At 58.6% G+C, this 23,071-nt stretch carries 15 protein-coding genes; 3 read left to right on the plus strand and 12 right to left on the minus strand.

The window, feature by feature from the left end; all coding sequences use genetic code 11:
- Positions 1–314: 314 nt before the first annotated feature.
- From ABEA08_RS17630 to gshB, 3 genes are all read right to left on the minus strand, one after another.
- On the minus strand, positions 315–3,173 hold the full coding sequence (locus tag ABEA08_RS17630; RefSeq protein WP_345336695.1) for a sulfatase-like hydrolase/transferase: 2,859 nt from the start codon (positions 3,171–3,173) through the stop codon (positions 315–317).
- 188 nt (positions 3,174–3,361) lie between these two features.
- Positions 3,362–5,350: a flavohemoglobin expression-modulating QEGLA motif protein gene (locus ABEA08_RS17635; protein ID WP_345336696.1), complete on the minus strand. Its 1,989-nt coding sequence runs from the start codon at positions 5,348–5,350 to the stop codon at positions 3,362–3,364.
- On the minus strand, positions 5,337–6,377 hold the full coding sequence (gene gshB, locus ABEA08_RS17640; RefSeq protein ID WP_486322306.1) for a glutathione synthase: 1,041 nt from the start codon (positions 6,375–6,377) through the stop codon (positions 5,337–5,339). The genes ABEA08_RS17635 and gshB overlap by 14 nt, the downstream gene beginning before the upstream one ends.
- Before the next feature lie 243 nt (positions 6,378–6,620).
- On the opposite strand from gshB, the gene ABEA08_RS17645 reads away from it, so the two are divergent.
- Positions 6,621–7,499: a LysR family transcriptional regulator gene (locus tag ABEA08_RS17645; RefSeq protein WP_345336697.1), complete on the plus strand. Its 879-nt coding sequence runs from the start codon at positions 6,621–6,623 to the stop codon at positions 7,497–7,499.
- Positions 7,500–7,629: 130 nt separating this feature from the next.
- On the opposite strand, the gene ABEA08_RS17650 is transcribed toward ABEA08_RS17645, so the two are convergent.
- Positions 7,630–8,844 carry an MFS transporter gene (locus ABEA08_RS17650; RefSeq protein ID WP_345336698.1) on the minus strand — a complete coding sequence of 405 codons (1,215 nt, stop codon included), beginning with the start codon at positions 8,842–8,844 and terminating at the stop codon, positions 7,630–7,632.
- 232 nt (positions 8,845–9,076) lie between these two features.
- The gene (locus ABEA08_RS17655; protein ID WP_345336699.1) at positions 9,077–9,934 is read right to left on the minus strand and encodes a PA4780 family RIO1-like protein kinase; all 858 of its coding nucleotides are present in this window, start codon (positions 9,932–9,934) and stop codon (positions 9,077–9,079) included.
- 102 nt (positions 9,935–10,036) lie between these two features.
- Between ABEA08_RS17655 and ABEA08_RS17660 the strand changes: the two genes are divergently transcribed.
- Positions 10,037–10,402, plus strand: a complete 366-nt coding sequence (locus ABEA08_RS17660) for a hypothetical protein (protein ID WP_345336700.1) — start codon at positions 10,037–10,039, stop codon at positions 10,400–10,402.
- A gap of 43 nt (positions 10,403–10,445) precedes the next feature.
- On the opposite strand, the gene ABEA08_RS17665 is transcribed toward ABEA08_RS17660, so the two are convergent.
- From ABEA08_RS17665 to ABEA08_RS17675, 3 genes are all read right to left on the minus strand, one after another.
- A complete protein-coding gene (locus ABEA08_RS17665) occupies positions 10,446–11,951 on the minus strand; it encodes a M16 family metallopeptidase (protein WP_345336701.1) in 1,506 nt (501 codons plus the stop codon).
- On the minus strand, positions 11,948–13,366 hold the full coding sequence (locus ABEA08_RS17670) for a M16 family metallopeptidase (RefSeq protein WP_345336702.1): 1,419 nt from the start codon (positions 13,364–13,366) through the stop codon (positions 11,948–11,950). Before ABEA08_RS17670 ends, ABEA08_RS17665 begins: the two co-directional genes overlap by 4 nt.
- A gap of 196 nt (positions 13,367–13,562) precedes the next feature.
- Entirely contained in the window at positions 13,563–14,078 is a 516-nt protein-coding gene (locus ABEA08_RS17675) for a DUF3087 family protein (RefSeq protein WP_345336703.1), read from the minus strand.
- Positions 14,079–14,421: 343 nt separating this feature from the next.
- Here ABEA08_RS17675 and ABEA08_RS17680 point away from each other — a divergent pair, with 343 nt between their 5' ends.
- The gene (locus tag ABEA08_RS17680; protein WP_345336723.1) at positions 14,422–14,715 is read left to right on the plus strand and encodes a GNAT family N-acetyltransferase; all 294 of its coding nucleotides are present in this window, start codon (positions 14,422–14,424) and stop codon (positions 14,713–14,715) included.
- 1,278 nt (positions 14,716–15,993) lie between these two features.
- Here ABEA08_RS17680 and ABEA08_RS17685 read toward each other — a convergent pair.
- The 4 genes from ABEA08_RS17685 to ABEA08_RS17700 all read right to left on the minus strand — a co-directional run bounded on the left by ABEA08_RS17685 (position 15,994) and on the right by ABEA08_RS17700 (position 22,625).
- Positions 15,994–18,396, minus strand: a complete 2,403-nt coding sequence (locus ABEA08_RS17685) for an ABC transporter permease (protein WP_345336704.1) — start codon at positions 18,394–18,396, stop codon at positions 15,994–15,996.
- Positions 18,390–19,103, minus strand: a complete 714-nt coding sequence (locus ABEA08_RS17690; RefSeq protein ID WP_345336705.1) for an ABC transporter ATP-binding protein — start codon at positions 19,101–19,103, stop codon at positions 18,390–18,392. The genes ABEA08_RS17685 and ABEA08_RS17690 overlap by 7 nt, the downstream gene beginning before the upstream one ends.
- 11 nt (positions 19,104–19,114) lie before the next feature.
- The gene (locus tag ABEA08_RS17695) at positions 19,115–20,341 is read right to left on the minus strand and encodes an efflux RND transporter periplasmic adaptor subunit (protein ID WP_345336706.1); all 1,227 of its coding nucleotides are present in this window, start codon (positions 20,339–20,341) and stop codon (positions 19,115–19,117) included.
- Between the two features lie 163 nt (positions 20,342–20,504).
- A complete protein-coding gene (locus tag ABEA08_RS17700) occupies positions 20,505–22,625 on the minus strand; it encodes a winged helix-turn-helix domain-containing protein (protein ID WP_345336707.1) in 2,121 nt (706 codons plus the stop codon).
- Positions 22,626–23,071 lie beyond the last annotated feature (446 nt).

The raw sequence follows: 23,071 nt of genomic DNA on the forward strand, positions 1-23,071 counted from the left end.
CAGATCCTGTCTCTGATCTAACCCAAGAGCCAAGCCCATTTTGTCTGTGCTTGGCTCCTCTTTATATCGACATGTCGAACAATGTGCCCAACGCCCGCCGCCAATCAAGATCGATCCGCGCCAGATAGTGAACGAGCGCTAGTCTCAGATCCGCCTGCTGAAACGGCCATAAAGATGATATCGACACCCCAGCTTTTCGACCAACCGATGGCACGCCCAAGTCCCCCCAGTCCACATCGACGTAAAAGCAGCCTCGAGTTCCTGCCGCGCCAATACCGCTTGCTCAAACCAGCGAACAGCGCAGGTCCCTTGCGCTAAGGCAGAGGTCGCAGTGCCCGCAAGGCATCACACTCGACACCTTGTCCGTCCCCCTGCAGATAGAGATCGGTTTGCTCGGCCGGATCGGCCGCGAGATCAAAGCAGGCCGGGCTGCCTTCATTCTCCAGATATTTCAGCTCGCCACTGCTCACCGCCCAGCGGTCGATCCCCTCGCTGGCGCTGTACAGTTCGGAATAGAGGCTCTCCCGGCTGGTTGGCAACAGATGCCCGGCGCTGAGATAACCCAGCAGGCTCTGGCCATCGATGGGGTTGGCGGGGGTCTCGCCACTGCCCACCGCCAGCAGGGTCGAAAACAGATCCTGCACCAACACAGGTGCGTCCACCTGTGCCGGACGGATCCCCATCTTTGCCCCGCCACTGATGATCAACGGCACCTGCACCCCGCCCTCATACACGGTGCCCTTACCGTGTTCCTTACGAAACGGGTAGCCCGCCTCCTCGACAATGGCACTGCCGGGGGTGCCGTTGTCGCCAACAAAGACAATCAGGGTGTTGGCCAAGGTGTCGGCGTCCATCCCCGCCAGCAACTCGCCGATGTAGCCGTCCATGGCAGACACCATGGCCCGATAGCAATCGCTCACTTTGTCGTTGCCACCGTTACAGAGGGTGCCGGCGGGATCGATCAGATCCACTCCCTGATAGCTGCCCTGTGGCGGCACCTGAAACGGCGAGTGCGGCGCATTGAAGGCCAATTGCACAAACCAGGGCTGATCGGCCGGCTGCGCTTTGATCCACTCTGCCGCCTGCCGCGCCTGCGTCAGGGTGGCGTACTCGCTGCCCGAAACGGTGACCGGCGCTTCGCCCGCCTGCGCTTCACGCCAACTCCAATCGAAGTAGTCCTCGATATTGCCCGGCGTCCACGCCGCATAGTCAAAGCCCCGATCCGTCGGATAATAACCGCTGCGATTGCCCAGGTGCCACTTGCCAAACAGCGCAGTGTGATAGCCCTGGCGTTGCAGCAGCTCCGGCAGCAGTTGCTCCGACGGTTCCAATAGCAAGTCGCTGGTGTGAGTCACGCCATGACGAAAGGCAAAGCGTCCGGTCAGCAGGCTGGCGCGGGTCGGAGAACACATGGGATTGGCCCAGGCGTGATCAAAGCGCACGCCATCGTCCGCCAGGGCATCAATGCTGGGGGTCTGCGCGCTGTGGTTGGGCTGGGCGCCGTAACCGCTGATGTTATCGATCCCCACATCATCGGCGATGATCAGCAGCAGATTGGCACTGCCATCGGTGGGCACCACCAAGGTTTCGGCATGACGCACACAGCGCAGTAGGTTGTCGTGGCGCAGGATATCCCCCTGCGGCCCCTTGTAGTAATACACCCCGTTCGGGCCCGTGCCCTGACTCACGCCGGAGGTGGTGGCTACATCCAGCTTGTCGTTGCTGCGCTGGGCGCCGGCGCCGTGCACATCTTTCAGTGCCCCGTTATGAAATCCTAGGGCCTCGCCAAAGCTGACGTAGGCGGCGCTGCGGCCACGGCCATTGACGTCTTTATGGGTGGTGGAAGACCAGTAATAGCCCCAATCGGTCAGTCCCGCTTCGTTGCTGATGGCCGTACTGGCAAACACAGGATCGATCGCCGCCGTGGCGTGACTTTGCGGCGACCGGCTGTAATCCAGCAGGCTGTGTAGCTCTTTTACATCCGGCAGGCGCCAATCCTCGAAGCCGCCGGTGGTGGCTGCTTCGCATTGCGCTATCGCATCCGGCCAATCCGTGCTCTGGCTGTCCTGCTGCTGCCACATTAAAGCCGTGGCCTCATCCACCACAGTGCTATCGCCTCGATCAATCAAGGCGTTGCGGCCGTAATCCGGGTTGCCCGCCACGCAGCGCACGTAATAGGTGCCGTTATTGAGGTTGTAGCCCTTGATACGGCCATCAACGAAATTCACCCCAAACATGGTCGGGCTGTTGTTCATGGTGGTGCCGGTGTACACGGTGGACGAGGCGTATTGGCCGTCGATCAGACGCTCACCGGCGTCCAGATCGCCAAAGGTCCAATCCAGCTCCGGCGCCAGAAACGGCTTGAGCACCGAAGGATCCGTGCCCAGATAGCCACTGCCGTCCTCGCCGCTGAACAGGATAAGGGAATAGAGGGTTTTGAGATCCGGCAGACGCCAGTCATCGCGTCCGCCCAGCGTTAATCCATCACAATACGCCAGCGCCTCGGCTTGGCTGAGCTTGTCGCCCGTATTGACCACGCCATCGCCGTTGCGATCCGTACTCTGCTGCCACACCAGTCCGGTCACCTCATCGGTCACCGTCAGGCCATCGGCGGAGAGGGTATAGCTGGGGCCATTGCCCAGATAGTCGGCATCATGTCCCTGCCCCGCGCAAGCTGCAACCTCACCGGAGGCGGGATCAAAGCATTGGCGCTGATCGGTGCCGACGATGGCATACGTTAAACGGGACTGCCCCGCTGCGGCGGTGATCACCACCACCACAGGCGCGCTGTCCACCGTGCCATCGTTCACCACCAGCTCGACCAAATACTCACCGCTCTGATCCGCATGGAAACTCACACTGACGCCATCGTTCTCCGACAGCTGCGCCTCGCTGCTCTGCGGCTGGGACAGCAGCTGCCAACGATAGGAGAGCGGATCGCCATCGGGATCCGAACTGGCCGCCGCCGACAACTGCACCAGGGCACCGGCACTGACCGCTTGATCCGCCCCGGCATCCGCCAGCGGCGGTTGGTTCTGTGGCGGCAGCGGCGTAGTACCGTCATCCGCGGTCCCCTCCGAGCCGCCACATCCGGCAAGCACCAGGGCGATGGCAGCCGCACAAGGCAGCGGATGGGCAGACAACATAGGGGGTGAACGGCGGGGCAGACTCATAAGACCGTGTCCTTCTCTCGGCATAAGTTGACGATGAAAACTATCGCATCTTCGGCCGACTTCGGGTGTAACCCTTTGTATCGGGATGTCCTATTTCGTCAAGAAAGCGTGGCGTAGGGAGACAAAAAGGGCTTGATGCAACCTTGCATCAAGCCCTTTGCTCTCACTCGTGTTGGCTCTGGTTGGCCTCAACGCATGGAACGGACCAAAAATGGGATGATCCCGGCCTGCTCTGAGGAATTTGCCAAACGGACATAGGCCTGTCCAGGCTTTAACCACCCCCGCTGTACCAGTTCGTCCAGCAGATCCAGATGATCAAATCCGGTCTTACCCAACAGCAGATTATCCAGCGGTCGCGTCTCACTGGCGCGCAGCATGGCTAAGAACCCACTCAGATAGAGGTGATCTTTGGTAAAGCCACCGCCCCGATACACCCTTGAGGTGATGGTGAAGGCCTCATCCATCTCAAGGCCGTGTGTTTCATGTAACCGCTCAAAGGTATTCAGAAACCCCTCTCGGCGCACCATGGAGTCGACCGCAATCACCCTCGCCGCCAGCTGCTTCAGCCGCGACAACTTCATCTCGCCACTGGTGAACTCCGCCAGGATGGCGATCCCTTCCTGAGTAAAGGTCGAGCCGGGCAAGCCAAGACGCAATAACTTCAGCGGCTGCTTACGGGCATTGAGCGTGGTGGCGACGTGTACGCCCAATTCATGCTGCGCCAGGTTGGCCAGCTCAGACAACTCAAAGCGGGCATAGCGGTTGAGCAACAGCTTGGGGCTGTCATTCACCACCATGGCCCGAGCCGCCAGTTGACCGCTCAGCGCGACCTTGCACTCAAGCCCCCATTGTTGGGCTTGGGCACTGAGCAGCTCCTGTGCCTGCTCGGCGCCGATACGTTCCGAGGTCTCACTGTCCAGATCGGCGGCATGAAGCAAGAAGGCGGCATTTTTCAGATCCCCCTCGCTCGGCTGGCCGTAGTGGCGCAGCGAATTGTAGAGAAACTGGTCAGTTCCCACCGAACTGATCAGATCGATCTTCATCGCCAGATTGTCGACCGCCGCCGAATACAGCTGCTTCAATGCCGGATCGTCGATCCGCTCCAGCGGCAACCGGTACATCTGCTCGCGAAACACCGAGGGATCCAGCGCCAACTGTCGGTATCGATAGTTGGGCTGGTAACGCCGCGGCGACGCGGCGAAACGGCGGCGCTCACTGTGCAGATTCAGTGGATTGACATACAACAGGGTGTCCACCCCTCGCGCCAACCGGTACAGGGAATCGTCCAGCTTTAACAGGGCAGGATCGATCGCCGAGCTGAGCATGTCCGCTTTTCGGGCTTTGCGCTTACGGTTGTGTTTGCGTTCAAAAAACGCACTGGTGGCACTGAACGCGTGTTTCAACCCCAGCTTGAGGCCATCCACCACCAGCGGGTAAGCCTCTCCTGTGGTCTCATCCATGTAGATCTTCTTGATCTCTGTTGGCAGCACCAACGTCCGATCAAAATGCGCATTGGTATGGGCGATCAAATAGCCCCGTCCGGCAAACACCGCATCCAACTTGGCGTCCACGCTCAAGTTCGGTAACTCAATCGTGTTCAACTCCTGACAAAAACGGGCAACCACCTCGCCCCAGCGCTCCTTGTCGATCTGCTCGGTTCCAACATTAAACACCGGCGTCGGAGTCTCGATCCGCTGATAGTTATAGGAGTGCAGATCAAACACGATCACGTGACTGAACATCGACTCCAGCTTGGCGATCAACGCCTCATAGAGCCGATAGAACGCGCTGTGCTTGCCATGACTGGCGCTGCGCTGGCGGGTCGACAGCGTTTTCTTCCAAACTTGCTTGCCCCATGCCGACTTATAGTAAGTCGACAGGGTCATCGAGCGATTCAGATCGTACTCAAAGCGCGAGTCACAACCGACTAAGGTGATCGGCTGGGACGAGATCACCTCATCGGTGAAGGGATCCTCCTCAAAATACCTTTCTTCCCGGGTTAACAAACAATTGGGCACCAATTCATCACGCACTCGGTGGCCCGCATGAATGGCGGTGCACACCACCGGCAGATAGGCGTCGATCTTCAGGTAAAAACTGCCCTCCTCGATATGGCCGGCAAAGCTTTCCCCTTTGCGGATCAGGCCGATGGCCTGCTCAAGGCTATAGGTTGGCATCTTCAACCGCGCGGCGGAATTCGGTCTTACGCTGAGCCAACAGCTCCCGTGACTGGACAATGTTTTCGGCAAAATCGATCACCGGACGCTGCAGCTTGACTCGGTTGAGCTTGTTGATCCGAGCAATACCGCCGGGGCTGAGCACGTTCACCTCAACCAGCTTGGAGCCGATCACATCCAAACCGACAAAATAGAGGCCGTCCCGCACCAGTTTAGGGCCGATGGCGGCGCAGAGACGACGCTCCTCCTTGGTCAGCGTGTGCTTGACCACAGTGCCTCCGGCATGCACGTTGGAGCGGATATCGCCCTTAGCCGGCACCCGGCGCATCGCCCCAATGGGCTCGCCATTGAGCAGCAGGATGCGCTTATCCCCCTCCTCGGCGCCTTCGATGTAGTCCTGCAGGATCACATAATTGGAATTGCCACCATGACCGATGTAAAAATCCAGTAGCGAGCTGAAGTTCTGCATCGCGCTCTTCTCAATCAGGATCACGCCCTGGCCGCCGTAACCATTGAGCGGCTTGAGGATCATCTTCTCCTGCTCACTCTCCTCCAGCACCTTGATCAGGTGCTCTTTATTTTTGGAAACGTGGGTGGTGGGGATAAACTCCTTGGCCGCGCCGCCCATCGAAGCGGTATAGAGCTTGTTGTTGGCCAGGCGCAATCCTTCGAGATCATTGATGATCAGGGTGTCTTCCTTGACCGAATCGAGGAAGTTGAGCGCCAGCGCATCCAATGGCGGATCGCTGCGCATGAAGATGCAGTCGAAGCCCGCCATCGGCAGCATCGCCTTACGAAACTGCACCTGACTATAGAAGGTGGGGACCTTTTCATGGATCTTCTGACCCTTGGTGATCACCTGGCAAAAGCCATACACAGTGCTATCCCGAATGGTCAAGCCACTGGGCGTCGTGATGGCCACGGTGTGACCGCGCAGGGCACACTCATGCACCAGGCGCAAGGTTGAGTCGTGCTCAGGCTCAACCCGCTCCCAGGGGTACATCATAAAACAGATCCGCATCGTCATTTTCTCTCTTACATACGGAATCGAGCGCCCCGTTTCACAAGAACAAAGGCGCTCGACCAAAAGCGATCGCACCGGTCATTTCACCGTGCACATCCAGTTAAATTAAGGCATCAAAATGCATACAATGCACCTTGCTGCGGTTTATAGTTCAGGGACAGGAAAAAGAAAAACCAGAAGTTTTTGTCGATACGACAATTTCACCTTATTATCCAACCGTGTCTGTTTATTTCTCTAGGTAACCCAATGGATGTAAAAGTTTTTCGCACTTTTTTGGCCGTCGCAAAACAGCGCCATTTCGGCCGTGCCGCTGCGGATCTCTACATCACTCAGGCGGCGGTCAGTGCCCGCATCAAACAGCTCGAGAGCTTCTTCGACACCCAGCTTTTTGTGCGCGATCGCAACGCCATCAAGCTCACCTCCGCCGGTGAACGACTCACCAGCTACGCGGAAGTCATGGTGTCGACCTTGGAGCAAGCCAAACTGGAACTGGCGCTGGAGGACAACAAAGCCATCCAGCTGACCATCGCTGGCACACCCAATATCTGGGATGCCTATCTGCAACATTGTCTGAGTTTGATCACCGACGCCTTCACCGGTTATGGCTTTAACGCACAGGCACTGGGCCGTGAACAGATCAACACCGCGCTGGTGGATCGCACCTTGGATCTGGGCCTGTTATTCGATCCGATCAAATCCGACGAACTGATGTGTAAGGAGGTTGCCAAGCTGGATCTGATCCTGGTGGCCACAGAAGCGCTCCCCCTTCAGCAGGCCCTGTCCAGTCGCTATATCTACGTCGATTGGGGCACCCGTTTCGCGTCGGAGCACGCGCAGCGTCACCCGAGGATCCCGCCGCCTTTCCTGCGCACCTCGACCGGACGCATTGCGTTGGACTTCATTCTGGAAAAAGGCGGTGCCGCCTATCTGCCCCTCTCCCTCGCTCAGCCCCTGCTCGATTCCCAGCAGCTCTATGCGGTGGAAGAAGCCCCTTTGTGGCAGCGCCCCGTCTACCTTAGCTATCGCAAAGGCAGCTCATCGCTTGACGCCGTAGAGCGCATTGAGCAATTGATCAGCGAGACCGATCCCGCCTCGGCGTTTACGCTGCAGCAGTTGGGCAACTGAGCCTCGTCACAGGACAGGAAACGCTACGGGCAACAAGGTTGAGCCACCGACGCTCAGATGCACAGGGCTCAGAAACCCAAACGCCGCCAACATCGAAATGTTGGCGGCGTCTTCTGCCCAGTGGCCACATTCAATCGCCAGCGGTCGATCGTTTATCGTGCTCCGGCGGCACCGGCAGGCCATTATTGACCAGCACCACAGTCCCCTTCGCTGCGCGCATCAACATATAGCCCGTGGTGATCAGCAGGATCATCGCCAGGTAGGCCAGCAGATCGAGCTCCCGATCCAAACGCGCCAATCCGCTGGTTAACAGTAGGCCTAGCACGGCCCCAACGCTGTAACTCAGCAGCATCAGCTCGGTGATCGACACGATCTTTTCCGTCGGCTGATCCACACACGCCTTAGCGATCGCCACCGGGTACAGCGCAAACGATGCCGCTCCCACGCCCGCCATACTCAACACCACAAACCACAACGAATCGCCGCGCTGTACCCCGGCCAACGCCATGATCCCGAGAAAACTCAATAACGCCATCAGCAAAGATCGGCTCATTCTTGGGGCCAGATAGCTGGCCAGAGGCTGGATCGCCATGCCCCCCAGGATCAAGCTTGCCATCAGCGGACCTGTGTGGGCCTGCCACAGAGCATGGCCATCCAAGTAGAGCGGCATCAAACCGTACAACGGCCCGAGCAGTAATCCCGAGACTAGGCAGCCCACCAAGGCCGGTCGGTTGAGTTGCTTCACGGCGCGCAGCGGAATGCGCTGATGATGCGCCAATCGCGGCGCCCCCTGGCGAACCAAAAGCGGCGGCAATATCGCCGCAACCAACAAAGCGCTCACCACGGCAAATGGCAGGACCCCACTCACACCAGAGCCGGAGAGCAACAACTGTCCCAGGGCATTGCCACCATACAGGGCCATCATATAGAGCCCGAGCCGACGCGAGCGCAGCCGGTCATCGTCGACCAGCAGTAGCCAGGATTCGATCACCACGAAGACCCCTGCTGTCGCCACGCCCGCAACGAAACGCAGTAACAGCCAGGCCGATGCCATTGGTAGCAGCGCCATCAGCACCACCGTCAGCAGCAACAAACTCAAAAAAAGGATCAGCGCCCGCCGATGCCCCAACAGCCGCACAACCGGTTCGATCCTCAACGCCCCGAGCAGCAAACCCGCATAGAACAGGCTGGCAAGCCCCGCCGCTAACGAAGGTGGCAGTCCGACCGATGGCAACGCCAAGGGCAACAGACTCATAAAATATCCCGCCGCTACGGCGAACAACACGAGTCCCGCCACCGGAACAAAAATGCCGGTACGGACCCGATCAACAGCACGGCTATGCACTGCAGAGCTCCAAAATAGAAAGGCCGATGAGTGCGCCCGAATGAGCGAGCGCAATGAAAAGATCGGCGCGATTTTGGTGGCAAAAATGGTGTAGGTAAAACGAAGATAATTTGTCGTGACGACAAAGCCCACACATGCAGCATGATCGGCGCCCGCACGGTGAAAATGAGAGAAAAAAGCCCAAGCGTCGAAACGCTTGGGCAGCTGTTCTATCCGGTTATGTGCAGAGGCATTAGACCTGCTCGTTGTCTCCCTCCCGGCGCTTGCGCCGAGCCTGCTCCTCCTCCATCGCCGCCTGGATCTCCTCCATGATGGCCCCCAGATCGGCCGACTTCGTGCTTTCCACAAAGGTGCCGGTCAGCTCAACCTCAGGGGTCAAATCGCCCTTTTCATACAGCGCCCAGATCTCCTCGCCATATCGGGTCTTCGCCAATTGAGGAGCAAACTCGGCGTAGTAGGCGGTCATATTGTTGACGTCGCGCAGCAGCATCGACTTGGCATGATTGTTGGCCGCCGCATCCACCGCCTGGGGCAGATCGATAATGACCGGGCCGTAATCATCGACCAGCACATTAAATTCGGACAGATCGCCGTGCACCAATCCGGCGCAGAGCATGCGCACCACGTCACGCATCACCAGTTGATGATCCTCCACCGCCTGCTCGGCGGACATGGTCACATCATTGAGGCGGGGCGCCACATCCCCCTCGTCATAGGTGATGAGCTCCATCAACAGCACACCATCGAAGCAGCCGTAGGGCTTGGGCACCCGTACCCCCGCAGCCGCCAGCCGGTATAGGGCATCCACCTCGGCATTATGCCAAGCCTGCTCCTGTTGCTCGCGGCCGTACTTAGAGCCTTTCTCCATCGCTCGTTGGCGTCGGCTATTTCGACCCTTGCGGCCTTCGCGGTATTGCACCGCTTGCTTAAAGCTGCGTTTTTCTACCTCTTTGTAGATCTTGGCGCAGCAGATCGCATTGCCGCAGCGCACCATAAAAACATCGGCTTCTTTGCCGCTCATTAATGGCCGGAGGACTTCATCCACCAGGCCATCTTCAACCAGAGGTTGGAGTCGTTTTGGTATTTTCACTGGATTTTTATACCGTACAATTGGGTCGGAAGGAACCCAAGCCGTGCCTTAAGGCGACAAGCACCACCCGAACGGCGGATCTGCGACCCGAAAAGGAGCACCATGAAACAACGCCTCTTTGTCTCGCTATGGCTCACTGTGTTGATCGGCCATGTACAGGCCGCGCCTGTCGAGGCACCGCTTCAGTCGGTTGCCGGCTACTGGATCTACGGCTTCGAACAATCGCAACTGCACACCTGTGACGGCCGCCAATATTGGATGTGGACCCCGCTGGCGTTTAAAGGGCGCTACCAACTTGAGGGCTTCGCCAACCCCGTCCGGACCATGGGCCGGCTAGCCCCACCGGATCCGGACAACAATATGAACACCATACTGCCAACCTGGCAGGTGAGCTCAATCGAGCACGCCCAATCCCCCTGCGGCGAGACACGAATAGGCCCGCCAGCACCGACTGAGCCCACACGCTGAACCAGCCCGCTGCTCCCTGACGGTGCCCAAGCGCCAGCGCCCCTCAATCGATCGTGGTGAGCTGTACCCGCCAATCCGGCAGTTTTTCTTGTAGATCGGGTACGATCTTATCCGCGTCCCCACGCAAGATCACCCAGGGCGCCGGTGCCAGCACCGCTCGCGCCCGCTGCGACAGCTGCGCCGGGGTGATGGTATCCAAGCTCTGCTGCCACGGTGGCCGCTCCCCCTGCAGCAATCGTTGGATATGCCACTGCTGGCGTCCGGCTGGCGTGCTCTGCTGCAGTCGCAACGCGCTGCGCTCATACTGACGCAGCGCCGCCAACTCCGCATCGCCGATGGGCTCATTACGCGCCAGCGCCAGGTGATCCAGCACGCCGGCAACAAACGCACCGGTATGTTCAAGCCGGGTGCTGCCATAGAACTTCAAGGTGGTCGACAGGGGATTATCGAAGCAGCGGCCGTATATGCCGTAGGTCAGACCACGCACTTCGCGCAGATCGTAAAACAGCCGGCCGGAAAAGCCCCGCCCCAGCCAGCTGGCCAGGATCTGACAACTCTCCACCGTCGCAGCGGGTGCCCCCAGATCGCCCTGACCTAAGCCATAGCCGATACGAACCTGGGTCTGCACACTGCCCGGCGCGTCCAGCAGCAGGATGGTCGGCACATCGTCCGCTTCCCCCCCTTGCGTCAGAGCTGGCGCGCCGAGGCCGCCTGCCGGACCATCTAGTGCGCTTGCTGCCAGCAGAGGCTGCAGGCGGGTCCGATAGGCGGCCAACCGCTGCGGATCCACGGCCCCCTCACCGGAGCTGAGCAGCGTCCAGCGCGACTGAGCGCGGGCTTGCTGATGGACTCGCTGCAACGCCGCGCCATCCAGGCTGTCCGCCAGCGCCTTATCGTTGAGCGCTTGATTGTAAGGATGGGTCTCACCTAGCACCCGCTGCATCCAGAGCCGTTCGATCTCAGAGCCGCTGAACGCCTCGATGTGCTTCGCCAGTTTCAGCTGACGGCGCACCTCCGCAGGATCAACGCCCTGCAGGGCCTCCTGCTGCCAAAAACTCAGCAGTAAAGCGAGTGCTTCCTCGCTCACCACCGGCCCTGCCGGGCAGTTCAGCCCCAACGTCAGGCTGTGCAGGCCCGCCTGCAAGAACAGGGTGTTGGCGCAGGGCAACTCTGTGTCTGCCAACCGCTCGATACGCCACAGCTCAAACGCTTGGCGCAATACATCCACGTTGGCGTAGGGCCGGTCCGGACTCAGTGCCACCAGGCGTAACCCATTCAGCCCGGAGGCATTCGCCGCAAAGCGGTGCCACTGCAGGTGAGCCGTCAGCGCGATCTGCTCAAGCTCCACACTCGACGCCAAGATCACCGGCGCCACCTCAGGCGCCTGAGCCAGGCGAGTAAACTCGGGGAGACTCGGCTCGGCGGTCGGGGTAAACACCAGCTCGGTCTGCTGACAACCGCTCAGGCCCGACAACAGCGCCAACCCAAGGAGTGACAATAGCCGTGGCGAGATCCCCCCCCACAGTCGCTCGATCCGTTTGATCCTCATAGCACCGCCTCCTCCAGCCAGTCGGCAGTCGACGACGGCAACCACTCCAATACTCGCTTTACCGCGCGAACGTACCAGGGCGGCAGCAGATCCAGCCGCACCGTCCCCGCCTGAAAATAGTCACGGGCCACCCGCGCAATGTCCTGTGGCGTTACCTGCTCTATCCGTTGCCAAGGCCCGGTCAGTGGCGTCTCGGCGTCCATATCCAAGGTCGCCGAAAGGGCAATGGCTAGGGATCTCGGGGAATCCAAGCGTGCCAACTGCTGCTCCAGCCACATCGTTTTCAGGCGCGTCAGCGTCTGCGCGTCCAATGGCGCCTGCGCTACGGCATCGATGTGCGCGGCGACACTGTCCGCCAAGCTGTCCAGCGAGGTACGCGCCCGGGGCACCAGCACCAGATTGGCCACACCGTGCAGCTCCATGCTCACCGGCAACGAGAACGTCAGTAATTGGTCGGGATCCGTCAATCGGCTTTGCTGCACCACACTGGCCTTGCTGTGCAATAGGTACAGCTCCAATAGCGCCACCGCAGCCGCATCCGGATGGGTGCTGCCCACCGTGTGCCAACCCAGCACCAAGCCGGGCCAAGGGCCGCGCTTATCCACCAGACGCTGGTGCACGGCACGGCGCTCAAGCATTAATTGGCCAAATTCCGGTGGGGCATGGTTCGGCCGGGACCAAGCACCGAACGCTTGCTCTACCCAAGCTAAAGCTGGCTCAGGGACGTCACCGACCAGACTCAGCTGCATCAGATCCGGTCGATAAAATGCCTGGTGAAACGCACTGAGCGAGGCGGCGCTGGAGCCGCTCACGTCCTCCACCGAGCCTATCACCGCGTGGCCGTAGGGCGTGCCCGCGACCTGATCGAGCAAAAATTCCATTGCCGGGCGAACGTAAGGCTGGTTGTCGATGGTCATCGCCATCTCCTCCAGCACCGCCCCCTGCTGATTTTGCACCCCCTCTTCCGTCAATGTGGGCCGAATGAAGCGATCCGCTTCCAGCCAGAGTCCCAACTCCACCGCTTCGCTGGGCAGCGTCAGGTAATAGTTGGTGGCATCAAACCAGGTGGTGGCGTTAAACCGCCCGGCATAAGCGCCGATGGTTTGCACATAGGTGTCTCCCGGCGCGTTCTCACTGCCTTTGAACAGCATGTGCTCGAAGATGTGGGCGTAACCGGTCTGCCCCGGTCCTTCATTGCGCGAGCCCACCGCAAACTGGCTGGCGATGGACACGGTCTGCCCGGCGGGCAGGGGCAAAATACGCAGCTGCAAGCCATTCTCCAATACCTCGGATCGGATCTGCTGCTCCAGCTCATACAGAGGTGCAGCTCGCTGCGCCAATTCGGACTGAGCAGTCACCACAGCACTGACGGCGACGCTCAACAACCACCACCACGGTCGAATGTTCCGGCTCATCTTGACTCCCTGTTTATCTGAGCTCTTCATCATCCAAGGTCATGCACCAAGATCCAAGCCCCCAGCAACGGAACACGAAAAAAAGAGCAGGACACGAAACGGTTTGATCCCAAACAGAAAAAGGACAGCGATATCTGTCCTTTTTCGTCAATGAGAGAGGGGAAAGAGCGACCGGCCCGCTCAACCAACTTCGCGATCAACTCCAGTAGGGCTTCAAACCCGAAGCGGAAACCGGTCGCAGAGCAGGAACGATCCCTTTATCCTCCGCAACGACCTGCAAAGCGATCAACTCCAGCTCCAATGTGGCCAGCGAGCCACCCGCGTTATCCAAGGAATACACCAACATGCGACCCCGAAAGTAAAACAACAAGATCTCAACAGCACGACCGTCGCCGTTTCCTGCCGCCAACTTTAACGTCGACAACCTTTGCCCTATCTGCCACAGCAGCCATTTTAGCCGACAGACGTAAACCACTTCCTGCAGTAACGAATGCTTGCGCCCACCGTGTAAAACCGCCGCGCACAGCCCAAATGCCATCACAAAGGCCGTAAACGCCAACCACTCTGAATCGATCCCACCTGCAACACCAAAGCGCGCGTCCAAGACTTCGGAAAAAATGAGACTCAGCGCCAACACACTGACGACAAAACCGCCGAGGATCTGGTTTACCCGGTTGCGGTACACATTTTTATTGATAGTCGATAACTGCATCCCAACCCCCAACATCAGCCAGTCAACAATCTCACCATACCAAAACGTGACCCATTTCAAAAAATTTTAAACAAATAAGAAGGTTCGCTCATCCTTGATGATCATTCGACACCCACTCATCGCCCATAGCCGGCAAAAACAAGCTGAGATCCTAAGGGGTTAAGCGACGCTTTCACCCTGTCCGCAGATCCAGTGAATGGCCCATTCGCCCGTGACAACACAGACCGCCCACTGGGGATCAGGAACCTGGCAACTGACTGCTGTGACTTCGGTTGAATACGCATTGCACCTGCGCGCCATTTCGGCATGATCACCCCGTCCTCGACACGCGGCGCAACGCGCAATACCTAACGGCTTGTGTGGCGTGCAGATCTGCTGCGGCGGTGAAACCGTGGGGATGGGCCGCATCGTTGGCGATGGCGGTCTTAACTACGAACTGGTCGATATCGCGGTGGCCCCCGCCCACCAAAGCAAAGGCCTCGGCCGAGTCGTGATGGAACACCAGATGGCCTATCTAGAAAACGCCGCGCCGCCGGACGCCTACGTCTCATCAATGACGGACGTGCCAGCCCTGTACGGTAAATTTGGCTTTGTGCTGGCCCGGCCGGGCAGCGAAGGGATGGTTTGGAAACCGTGATCCGAAAGGATTAAACCGGGTGAGATCAAAGGCGTCCCCGCGTCGTTTCAAATTCTGTAGTCCGTTTGCCGAGGCGCCGCCCCCAAATGGAGCTCAAGCGTAAACAAGGCGGGTATGGCTGGGCCTGCAAGGCGCAACACCAGTATCGCGAGAGGGTTGCAAGCCCAGAGAGCGACTTCAGCCAGAGTGGATCAAGTGCGGCGCTGTCGCATTCAGGGGCATTGTGTGTGACTCCAACTTGCCGTGAGCTTGCGCTGCTCTACGTGCGCTCTGTTCCCGCCAAGCAACACCTCCGAAGCGCTTTTGGCGCAGCAACCGATTGTCCGCGCCCAATGCCGATTTGTGGTCGTTTTATCAATCAGGTAACCTGAACACCAGTAAAGCGAGTGTGCAAGATAGACGGATTGATACTCACGGAAAAGTGGGATCATTACAATATAATAAGCTGTTGTACCTAAAGGACATTTCTTGAGTAGCATGAAATCCGCTAAAAGTTGTTACCTGTGTAATTCGAGTTCCAATTACATTCAGACTGACAATGAAAATTCACGTCATTACACATGCTCCAATGAAGACTGTGGTGAATACGAAATATCGATAAGTGCTATGGAGTACTTAAAAGATAACGCTGATCTTAAATTGCAGTTCTTGCCGTTAGCCAAGCGGTGTAAAGGCTCCAATAATTTATTGAGGATCAACGTACGAGGTACCGCCGTCGAAGCTAAAATTCGTCCAAGAGAAGACATTTAAGCGTAAGCGGGTCGCTGGAGAACGCGATTTTCCAGCCCCTGCACTTAAACCACTCTGCTGTTCAGCTCCCTCACCCGGGGCAACTTTTCATGGCCAATGCGCCAGCGCCCATATTCGAGGCGAAAGGCCAACTTGCCGAGATCTCATCGTTTACCCCGTTTCTAGCAATCGCCCGCAATCCAATCAACGTCTCTCAGTGCTCCGACCCTGCGACAGGCCACTGAATAGCCACCGGCACGGCCAAGGACTCATTCTCAGCGCCATGATCCGCGATGCCATAGTCCATTAATGGCTATAGCAGCACGAACGTTCAGCCGGCATAGAGCAGAGCGCTAACCCGTAGCGTTCATTCTGATCTACGCCCTGGACCTTATCGAGACGCCGCTTTATCAATTGGCCGAATACGAGGGTTTCAGCCGGTTTAGGCTCGCTCCCATCACAGGGGAGTGTGACACGATCCGATGGTCCGATAAAAAACGGCAGTGTGCTCTCACAACCACCGCCGTTTCGTTGCACACTCTGCCTTCGTTAATCGTTACGCAGTGCTTGCAGCGGATCCCCCGCCAGCACCTGACGAATGGGGAAGTAAGCCACCAGCAACACCAAGGCGAGAAACGCCAGCAGCAGTGTTCCGATCAAAGACCAGTTCGCCACCAGCTCTATAGCCGGCTGCGACAAAGCGTAGCCGCTGAGCATAAACAGCAAACAAAACGCCATCCACAGTGCCATCAGCACCGGTGCCAGCAGCTCCTTGAAGCTCTCTTTGAACAGCACCGAGGTACCGGCCCCCATCGCCAGCTTCACCCCCAGACTGTAACGACGCGAACGCAGCATGTAGCTGACGATACCACTGACCCCCGCCACCACCATCAGCAGCGCCACCAGCGCCAGCGCAATGGCCACCCCCGCCGCCGACAGGTGACGTTGACGGTACTGATCAAACAGCGCCTGAGCCGAGCGGAAGTCCGCAATGTCCAAACGGGGATCCAGTGCTTGTAACCTTGACGCTAACCGCACCGCAAGTTGCGCCGCATCCAAGCTTTCGCTGCCGACAAACACATAGGTATGACGGTAGTCTCCACCATAACCGGTGGCACGGTAGTGCTCAGGCACCTCTTTGCCCGGACTGCCTGGCACGGATACATTGTTGACGATCCCGATCACCGGGTGCAGCAGTTCATCCCCCAGTTTGATTTTACTGCCGATCACCTGACTCGGATCCGCATTCATGCTCTGAGCCAAGCGTTGATTCACCATCACAGGATAGGCTTCAAGCAGCTCATCGCCGTTTTGGAAGCCCGCCCCATTAACGGGCATGCCCATCAGCTCGAAATAACCGGGGGCCAGGGTGATCCCTTGCGCATTGGCCAGCGTGCGCCCCTGCTCATCCTCCACCATATTGATGTTCACCGTCTCGGCTGGCCGGGTGACATTGGCGTGGCTGACCGTACTTACCGCCGGTAACTGCTCCAGCGTACGTACCACGCTGCGGTGCAGATTGAGCCGGGCTTCACCGCGTTCGATATTGCGATAATCCAACGTCAGGCTCCAACGGTTTTCCGTGGTCACGCCCGTTTCCTTCAGCGCTTCCCCCAGCGTCAGTAGCACCACATGACAGGTCACCGCCAGCACCACGAATGAGAGGCCGATCTGCAGCGCCATCAGCAGATGGCTGACACCGGCGCTGATCTGCTTACCCACGCCCTTACCGCTGGCCTGCAAACTGGCCATCAACTGATCTTCCTTCACCGCCTTAAGCTCAATGTAGGAGAACAGCCAAGCGATAAGGCCCGCCAACAACACGCAAAACAGCACCGTGCTCAGGCTCAAACTTAAGGTATCGAGACGCGCAATCGAATCTGCTGCCAGAATGCGGATCTGCCCCACACTGAGCATCGCCAGCCCCAATCCCAACAATACAGCCAACCCCACCACCAAGAGGTTGTGCTTAAACGCATCGAGCATGATCTGCCTCGATGACGCACCAAAGGCAAAGCTCACGGCCACGGCTTTACTGCGACCAATGGCTCGGGCCATCTGCATGCCAGACAGATTGATCAAGGCGATGACCAGCAAGGCACTCACCCCGGCCAACAGCATCAACACCAGCGCGCCACTGTCGCCGCGCAAAGCCTGCTCAACCGACGTCAGTTTGCTGGCAATATCAAAGGACTTCAGCGTACCTGGCATATACAGCTGACCGGCTTCCTGAGTGAGCCGCTCGAACTCTTGCTCAAACTCGGCTGGAAGGGCTCCATTGCTGGCCCGCATGATCAGCTTGTAGCCACCCATGAGCGCTTGCGAGCCTTTGATCTGCAGCGATTCGTCCATGTCCATCGGCAACCACAGAACATCATTGATATTATCCAGATCCGGCAGTACCAAGTTGTCCGGCAACACCCCGACGACATTAAAACGTCTCTTATTGAGTTGAACCTTTTGTCCGACCACATCGGCAGCACCATCGAAATGAGTTTGCCATGCGCGATACCCCAGCAGCACCGATGGCTGCTGATTGCCGGTTTGCTCGCGCTCATCAAACAAGCGGCCCAAATGCGGCTGCACCGCTAACACCGAAAACAAATTACCGGTGGCCAGTCGCACCGGCACCGACGGCCGCTGCAACCGATCCGTCAACTTGTACTCACTCCAGCTGTGATAGGCCGCCAACTGCATTGAGGGATCGAATGTACTTTGGAAATAATCGATAAACTGTGGGTTACCGCCATCGAAACCGCCATTGGGCACCACCACTTGGGTGCGCAGTTGATGCAACTGCTGCGGCGCCGGATAGGGCAAGGGCTGGAAGAACACCAGATCCACCAAGGCGAATACGCTGATCATCATCGACAGCGTCAAGGCCAGGGTAAAGGTGACCGTGAGGTAGTATTGCTTGGCACGAACAAAGCCGTGCAAGAATGGATTTAGCATGCCTGGGCCACCCCAGCGTCATGGCCCTGGCGCGCATCCACCACCACCCCGTCCATCAAACCTATGGTGCGATCCGCCATATCCGCATAGCGGGGATCGTGGGTCACCAGCACGATGGTGGTGCCCTGCTGGTTCAACTGCTGAAGCAGCGCCATCACCGCATCGCCGTTTTTCGAGTCCAGGTTGCCGGTAGGCTCATCCACCAGCAATATTCCGGATTCCCCCGCCAGCGCCCGGGCAATGGAGACCCGTTGCTGCTGACCGCCGGAGAGTTGACTCGGCAGCAACGCCGCCTTGTCGTCCATACCGACGCTCTTTAAACATTCCAATGCCCGCCGCTGGCGCCCAGCGGCGCTTTGGCCCATGTACTTGAGCGGCAGCGCCACATTATCCAGCACCGAGATCTCATCGATCAGATTAAACGACTGAAACACGAAGCCGATGCGACTACCGCGCATCGCCGCACGAGCCTGTGCGTTCAGCTCGCTAATGGCGAGGCCATCGATCCAATACTCACCGCCATCCGGGCTGTCCAGCAGACCCATGATGCTCAGCAAGGTGGATTTGCCGCAGCCGGAGGGACCGCTGATGGCGACAAACTCGCCCTCACCAACAGTAAAAGAGACGCCGTTAAGCACCGTCGCTTTTTGATCGCCCTGGCCGAACGAGCGGGTGATCCGATCAACTTTCAACACTTCCTTACGCATGTTTCGACGTCCTATCGCTTTAATTTGATCTGCTCGATATCGGCGTCGACATCGAGACGGGAGGTGATCAGCCGTTCGCCCGGGGCGACGCCTGAGAGGATCTGGATCTGATCCCCGGAGCTTTTGCCGAAGGTGATGGGCGTGCGGATAGCCCGATCCTGGCCGCTCAGCTTAAACAGCGCATGCACCGAGTCCGGCTTCACACCGGTGGGCGTGCGCACGTACATGACGTTTTTATCCAAGCTGGCTTCGATGGCGGCATCGACCATCTGCATCGGCTTAAAGTCGCCGCCGTGTTCACCAAGCAGCACATCCACCTGCATCGCCCCGTCGGTGATCACAGGATCGATCCGGGCCACCTGCCCTTCCCCCTGTTTCCCTAGGGAGGCAATGGCGACGTTCATGCCGGTGCTCACCAGATGCGCCTGCAGTTGCGGCACTTTGATCTCCGCCACCAGCGGCGACAAACTGCCCACCATCGCCAGCTGAGTCCCCGGTGTCACGCTTTGCCCCAGCTTGACCGGCAGTTGCTGGATCACCCCTTCGATCCCGGCCTTCACCGCCAGCTGCTCTACTTGCAGTTTGACCTGCTCAAACTCATCCTGCGCCTGGGCGATCAAATCATCTTGAATGGAGAGTGACTCGGTGTGCACCTCCATCAGCTTGTCCCGCTTGGAGCGCTCCAGCTCAACCCGCTTGGCCAACTGCCGCGCTTGGAGCTGATTGCGGCGGGCGTGGATAGCGGCGATCACCCCGGACTCGACCAGAGATTGCTCGGCTTCGGTTTGCAACTGAGCGATCTCCGCCTCGGCCTCCATCTCCGCAAGCGCCGACTCGTTGTTAAGCAGCTCGCGCTGCTGGGTCAGCCGCAGCTGACGTTTCTGGGTTTTGGCGCTGTTCAGATCCGCCAGCGCCTGACGCAAGTCGCCTTCGAGCTGGGGATTATTGAGGGTCATGATCACCGAATCCGGCGTCACCTTGGCCCCGGCTTTGAGGCGGATCTCATCCACCACCGCCGCGCTGATCGCCGTGATCATCCGACGATTTGCCGACTGCAGCGTGCCATAGCCCTCCACCTGCAAGCTGAACTCGCCCACTTGCACGGTCTCGACGCGAAGCCCTTCCCACAGCACGCTTTCCATGGGATCGGAATAGCCCATACGCCAGCCCGCCAATAACATCACCAAAGACACCACACCCAAGCTGAGGTAGACGCGTCTTCCTGTTCGATCCAACATCCTGCTTCCTTTCAGCTAATTTCCTGGCTTTCGCACCCCAAACCGCCCGTTCGCCGCGCACAGAAATGCGCCGCAGAGCCTCAATCTAAACCGTGGCCAATGCGAACGATATAACCGCGGTGGGTTCTTGCGTGACTATTGCGTAACCAGCCGTAAAGCCTTGCTACAGCTGGATCTCGACAAACTGGCTTTTTGCCATGGCGGCGTGACGCAGCAGCAGTTCATGCCCATTATCGGAGACATCAAAGCGTGAGGCGAAGCGCTTTTGGCTGCCGCTGGCCAGCTCGCGCTGGCCCTGATCGTCGCCGGGACACATGGTCACGATGCGGTAGCTATCCAGTTCGTGAACGTTCCAGAACAGGCAATCGGCCCGGCTAAACCAACGCAGGCTGGTGTATAGATGCTGCAGTTGGGGCAGCGGCAACATCGCCGGATCATCGTTTGGCGCCAGGTAGGCCAGTTGCCCCGCCTCATCCATTACCACTAATCGACTGCCGAGCGAACGCGCCCCCTGCAGCCCGGGCAGGTACGCCACTACCCGCTGCTGCGCGATGTCCCACAGCGACAGGTGCCACTGGCCCTGCTCAAACACCGCAAACGCAACCTGACGCTCGCCCCAGATAAAGCCGGGGGCATTGGCCAGTGCCTGCCCTTGCGCCGTCAAATACGTTAGTTGGTTTTGGGCCAAATCCACCAGCGCCAGCCGCTGGCCCACCCGAAGCAGCGCCAGCTCACTCAGTCCCGCCACATCAACCAGCTCAACCGACTCAGAAAACCGCAGGTGGGTGTGCTCGGTATCGGCCAAACGGGAGCGCAGCTCATAGCCCGACTCCGTTTGCACGGTATAGAGCCAATGACCGGGCCTGACAAACGCGCCATCCACTATCCCTTGCACCTGCAACACCAGGCGAGGTTCCGACGTGCGCGGCACCGAGCGTTCAAAAAAGATCTGAGCAGGGATCTCGTTCCTAACGCCCATCACTCTGCCATCACTCAGCACCACCAAGTCAGACCAAGCATCGCTAGCCGCTACCGGCTCCCACTGCTCCCGACGCTCGCCTAAAGTGATCTGCCAAGTTTGCGCCTTATCCAACATCACCAGTGCCTGCTCCGACAGCCAACGCAACTGATGCACCCGATAGGGGTGGGCTAAGCGGCGCACCAGCCGTTGCTCGTGCAGATCGATGATGCTGATCTGACTGCTGCGCTCCTCCACCACAGAGACAATGGCGAGCTGTCGGCCATCCGGCGAAAAACGCGCCAATTGCGTCGGCAAGAACGGCTCGATATGAGAATAGAACTCAGAGAACTGCTGCGACGCTAAGTCAAAACGAACCAATCGTGGTGTCTGTTCAGACGTACGCATCTGGGCAAAGACCAACCCCTCTCCGCTGTTATCCCGCTCCATTTGGCCAATCAAATGGAAATCGTCCGCCAGCATCACAGGCGTCGCCCCCGACGACAAAGGCAGCGCCATCAGCTGGGCGCCGTTTTGGCGATGCGCGGCGTAGTAGAGCGTCTGACCGTCCCGAGAAAACACAGTGGATAAGACGGTGCCCGCATCCAGGGTGAGCTGACGACTTCTGCCTGTGGCGAGCTCCATCACAAACAGCTGCTTGCCGCGCACCGCATCGGTTTCACTGGTGTAGGCCAACCACTGTCCGTCTGGGCTGATAGCCGGTGTTCCAGCTGCCCCCATCTTCTCAACAACAAGCTGCGCTTGCTGAGCGGGGTTGGAAGCGACGCCCGACTCGGCGGGCACAAAGCCAAACCCTAGCGCCAATAGCAGCGCAACGAATACCACCAACCCCAAGACCACTGCCAATGCCTGCGCCGACCGGAGCGTCCGAAACCGCATAAGCGGGCCCACACTGCCACCGACCTCGAACGCGGCGACGGAAGGTTGAGAGCGGGGAATAAAGGGGCGGGGGCATGGCTGGCTATGCAGTTTGTAGCCCCGACGCGGCTGGGAGTGCAGGTATTGAGGCTGTGCAGCGTCGTCTTCTAAAAAGGCTCTGAGCTTGCTGATGGTGCGCCGCACCGCCGCATCACTCACCACCCGACCGGCCCAGACCTGCTCATGCAACTCCGCGACAGGCACGTATCGATCGCCACATCGGCACAGATACCCCATCAGCTCCAGAACTTTGGGCTCGACCGACGCCTCCTCGCCGTCGCGGAAACACCGCTCTTGCGCCAGATCAAGCCGAAACGGGCCGATCTGATAGAACAGCTCGGCCCGTTTCGGCTCATTTGAGTGCTTTGCCGCCTGGACCGACGTCATTTTACTGCCCCTAAGTTAACTGGCTGTTACGTATGATAAAGAAAAGGGCTTGCAATGCCCAACGCAAAAAAATGGGACACAAAAAAGGCCGTGTCTTAACTCACGGTTGAAGCTCTAAGATGAAGTTCGAGGTTAACGCGTTTTTAAGCCGCCGAGTGCAGCGCCGAGCGTTGGTGTGTGGAGACAGACCTAGAGCGCAGCGCAGCCGTTTGTGAAAGCGGCTGACCGCTTTTGCTTTTGCCCATTCCCATCCAGAGCCGGGGCAACTTTCAGCCAACTTTCAGCCAACTTGCTGAACTTGGAGTTGGAGTTTGAGTTGGAGCGCACCATCAGCGAGGGCACAGCGAAACGAAGCGGTAGGGGTGCGCAAAGGGGCGCGCCCCCCATGGTTTCACAAAGATGGATTGCCGTCGCCAACGCGACTTCGGATTTAAATTCAATGCAAT

It is taken from the genome of Ferrimonas pelagia (assembly GCF_039543565.1).
Classification (GTDB): domain Bacteria; phylum Pseudomonadota; class Gammaproteobacteria; order Enterobacterales; family Shewanellaceae; genus Ferrimonas; species Ferrimonas pelagia.